Raw genomic sequence first — 4,122 nt, forward strand, 5'->3', positions numbered from 1 at the left:
TGAATAACGTCGAGAGTGCTTGCGCGGCAGGCGACGATTACAATACGCGCGAGGCCATGCTTGTCGACGGTCTGGGGTCTCTGACCGGTGCTTTACTCGGCAGCATGTTCCCAACGGCAGTGTATATCGGGCACCCCGGGTGGAAGAGCGTGGGAGCTCGCATTGGGTACTCGGTCGCCACGGGCGTGGGAGCACTGGTCGTCTGCCTCCTGGGCGTTGTGCCTCTGCTGCTTACGGTCATTCCCCTCGTGGCGGTGTTACCGATCCTGCTTTATATCGGGCTGGTCATAGGGGCACAGGCGTTCCAGGCCAGTCCGAGCCGGCATGCTCCAGCTGTGGTGATGGGTATGGTTCCGTGGCTGGCCAACTGGGGCCAGTCGCTCGTCGATAACGCACTTTCGGCGGTTGGTTCGAACGCCGGCTTGGTTGGCTACGGGCGGCTGCTTGATGCAGGGATTGTGTATCGCGGTATGGAGGTTCTCGGCGGCGGTGCTATCATTGTCGGCATGATTCTGGCGGCAGTGACGGCTTTCGTGATCGACCACCGTTTCCGGGAAGCGTCCATCTACGCGTTTGGAGCAGCAGTGCTGTCCTACTTCGGGATCATCCACTCCGGGCGCATCGCGGTGGGGGCGGCTACCGGCCCTGCCGTGGGCTACCTGCTTATGGCCGCAGTATGCCTGTTGATGTCGAGGCTTCACTCCGGCGAGCGGCCTGGGGGAGGGGAGGGAGACGCCATGGGTTAACACACGTCGGTGTGTCTTGGAGCGCCAGTGAGCAACCGGGAGGATCAGAGGGGGGAGTCGAGCGATGGCACGGCTTCGCGTTGAAGCGCTACCGTACGAGTTCGAGTGCGACACCGGGCACACTGCCTTGTTGATCATCGACATGCAGCGGGATTTTTGTGCACCGGGAGGGTTTGGGGAGAAACTGGGCAATGACATCTCACTGACCCGTAAGGTTATTGCCCCGATCCAGCGTGTTCTCTCTGCGTGGAGGGAAGCAGGGCTGTTTGTCGTGCATACGCGTGAGGGGCACCGCCCGGATCTGTCGGATTGCCCGGCCAGCAAGCTGCGCCGCAGCAAGCGGCAGGGTGCGGGTATCGGTGACCCCGGGCCGATGGGGAGGATCCTGGTGAGGGGTGAGTATGGACACGACATCGTGGACGAGCTTAAACCCTTGCCGGGTGAGCCCGTGGTCGACAAGCCGGGGAAGGGTGCATTCTACCAGACAGATCTGGACGTCATTCTGCGAACGCGAGGGATCAGTTCTCTCGTGGTTACGGGTGTGACGACCCACGTGTGTGTTCACACAACTATCCGCGAGGCGAACGACCGCGGGTATGAGTGTCTGTTGCTCGAGGATTGCGCTGCAGCGTTTGATCCCCGAGACCATGAGGCAGCCGTACGCATGGTCCACCAACAGGGGGGCATCTTCGGCTGGGTGTCCACGTCAGAGGCACTGCTGAAGGCGCTGGGTCAGTTGCGTGCGTGAGACGTTGTACGGTGGGGGTAGAGGCATGAGCAGGAAGGCGCTTGTTCCGTGGTGGGTGAGGGGCGACATTAACGGGTTCTTCGGTCTCTTCACCAACAGCCTGACAAACGTGATGACGGCTACCGGATTGCTGGCGTTCGCGATCAAGTTCCCGGGTAACCTGGTATACGGTCGAATTGTACCCGGGCTTGTGCTGTCGATCGGTCTCGGAAACCTCTATTACGCCTGGCAGGCACGGCGCCTGTCGCTGAAGGAAGGCCGGGACGACGTTACGGCGGTGCCGTATGGTGTGAGTGTCCCCCACTACTTCATATGCAGTTTCCTGGTGATGGGGCCGGTGTACCTGAAGACGGGGGACTGGTACCTGGCGTGGTCGATCGGCGTGGCGTGGAACTTCGTGCATGCGATCATTGAGATCGCCGGGGCTTTCGTCGGTGGCTTCATCCGGCGGGTGACACCGCGGGCCGCGATGCTGGGAACTCTGGCGGGTGTGGCGCTGACGTTCATAGCCATGCGCCCTGCCATGGAGGTCTGGGAGGTGCCCTATATCGGCCTTGTGTGCCTGGCCATCATATTGATAGGCTGGTTCGCACGCAAGTCTTTTCCGGGTAACATCCCGGCCGGCCTGCTGGCGATCCTGGCGGGCACGGTGATCGGATGGGCCTCGGGGTACATGAAGGGCGAAAGCCTTGCGCAGGCAGTGGCTGGATTCTCCGTGGCGGTCCCTGTCCCGGGGCTGGCCGCGATCATCAACGGGATGCGGTACATTGGGCCCTACCTGGCAATGGCCATTCCGCTGGCCATCTACGACTTCCTCGAGAGCATGAACAACGTTGAGAGTGCCGAGGCAGCGGGTGACAGGTACAACACGGTAGAAACCATGCTGGTTGCCGGCATAGGGACGCTGGTCGGGGCATTGTTCGGCAGCCCGTTCCCGACGCTGGTTTACATCGGCCACCCGGGCTGGAAGAGCGTCGGCGCGAGGGTGGGGTACTCCTGGGCCACCGGGGTAGGTATCCTTGTGGTCGGGTTGTTTGGTATCCTGCCGCTCTTGCTGGCGTTGATCCCGCTGGTGGCTATACTGCCGATTCTGCTGTACATCGGCCTCGTGATAGGGTCCCAGTCGTTCCAGGCAACGCCGGCAAGGCACGCGCCAGGTGTCGTGCTCGCGCTTGTACCCTGGATCGCAAATTACGTGCAAAACCAGGTAGACAACGCACTCACCGCGGCGGGCACTTCGGCTGCCCAGCTGGGGTATGATGCTCTGCGGGGTGCGGGTGTGGTCTATCGGGGTATGGAGGTGCTGGGGGCAGGTGCCATCCTGGTCGGAATGATCCTCGGCGCCATCTGCGTGTTCATTGTCGATCGGAAGTTCAGGGAGGCCAGCTACTATGCGCTGTTTGGGGCAGTGTGTTCCTTCTTTGGCATAATACATTCGCCCCACCTGGGTCTCGGGGCAGCGTGGCAGCCCGCGATGGGCTACGTCTTGATGGCGCTGGTGTGCTATCTGATGGCCGTGTACCGGCCGAGCGAGAACGCGTTGGAGTTGAGTGACGAATGATATGCCGATGTTGAGGTACTGAGATAGGGGGGCGGGGTCGTTCCAAGATGTGACCCCGCCCGTCTTGTCCGGCTGGCGTGAACGGGCTGGGGATTTGGACCGGACAACGGCTCCGACCATGATCCATCGGGATGGGGTGGTGCTTCTTCCGGGCGGTCTGCGTGTCCGCATACAACCGATGATCGGCCTTGTGGCAGTGACCCCGCCCGACGGGCCGGTTACCACGTCGGTTCCGGGAGACCACGGCGGGAACATGGACGTACGCGACGTAACCGAAGGCACCACGGTCTATCTGCCCGTTCTTGTGCCGGGCGCGCTTCTGGCCGTGGGGGACCTGCACGCGCGGATGGGCGACGGTGAGGTTGGCGGTACCGGCGTCGAAGTGGCGGGATCAGTCCTCGTCCAGGTGGACGTGCTGCCCGGGCTACGGATTGGTAGTAAAGTGTGGAAGGTCAACCGACCCCTCGTGGACACGGATGAGGCCATCGTGTTCGTGGGCAGTGGCGATTCGCTTCAGGATGCCATCAGGGTGGCTACCCTGGATGCAACGTCGTTCATCAACCTGGCGCTGGACGTGGATTTCTCCGATGCGTACCGACTGTGCAGCATTGCCGGCAACCTTCAGTTTGGCCAGGTGGTTAACGCACGACCTACGGTGAAGGTGGTAATACCCAAGAAGGAGTTGGGGATCGAACCGTGAAAGGCCCTTGGCCCCGATCAACCGCGGTCAAGGCCGGCCAGCGCCCACACTTGCGGCCGGAGGGACGGCGGCGGGTTGGTATGCGGCAAGGGTATGTCTGCGGACGGTGCCAGGGGACTGAGCCGGAGGACCATCCTCATTCCCTCCGCCACCTGCAGAAAGCCAGCGCGTACGAGTGCAGCGCGGGCCGCGATGGCTTGCTCAGGAACTGCTGCCACGACCCAGGTACGCGCCGGGTCGGCCAAAGACGGGAGTAGATTCAGCGCCCGATCCAATAGCTGGGTGTCGGACGTGGAGCTTACCCAGGGACCGATCCGGTAGCCGTTTGCGCTTGGGCGTACCATCAGGTATGCCAGCAGGCTCCCAT

Annotated in this window: 5 protein-coding genes; 4 read left to right on the top strand and 1 reads right to left on the bottom strand. The window is 62.3% G+C overall.

The features are described from left to right. The 4 genes from AB1609_17080 to AB1609_17095 all read left to right on the top strand — a co-directional run. Positions 1–746, top strand: a 746-nt coding sequence (locus AB1609_17080; protein ID MEW6048161.1) for a hypothetical protein, incomplete at its 5' end; no start/stop codon positions are given. Positions 747–810: 64 nt separating this feature from the next. Continuing rightward, positions 811–1,494, top strand: coding sequence for an isochorismatase family cysteine hydrolase (locus AB1609_17085; GenBank protein MEW6048162.1), 684 nt, complete (start codon positions 811–813; stop codon positions 1,492–1,494). Positions 1,495–1,519: 25 nt separating this feature from the next. Beyond that, positions 1,520–3,055, top strand: a complete 1,536-nt coding sequence (locus AB1609_17090) for a xanthine permease (GenBank protein MEW6048163.1) — start codon at positions 1,520–1,522, stop codon at positions 3,053–3,055. Between the two features lie 178 nt (positions 3,056–3,233). Continuing rightward, positions 3,234–3,755, top strand: a complete 522-nt coding sequence (locus AB1609_17095; GenBank protein MEW6048164.1) for an acetamidase/formamidase family protein — start codon at positions 3,234–3,236, stop codon at positions 3,753–3,755. Between the two features lie 17 nt (positions 3,756–3,772). On the opposite strand, the gene AB1609_17100 is transcribed toward AB1609_17095, so the two are convergent. After that, positions 3,773–4,122: hypothetical protein (locus AB1609_17100; GenBank protein ID MEW6048165.1), on the bottom strand; the 350-nt coding region annotated here is incomplete at its 5' end.

The sequence above is a fragment of the Bacillota bacterium genome (genome assembly GCA_040754675.1).
GTDB lineage: Bacteria > Bacillota > Limnochordia > Limnochordales > Geochordaceae > Geochorda.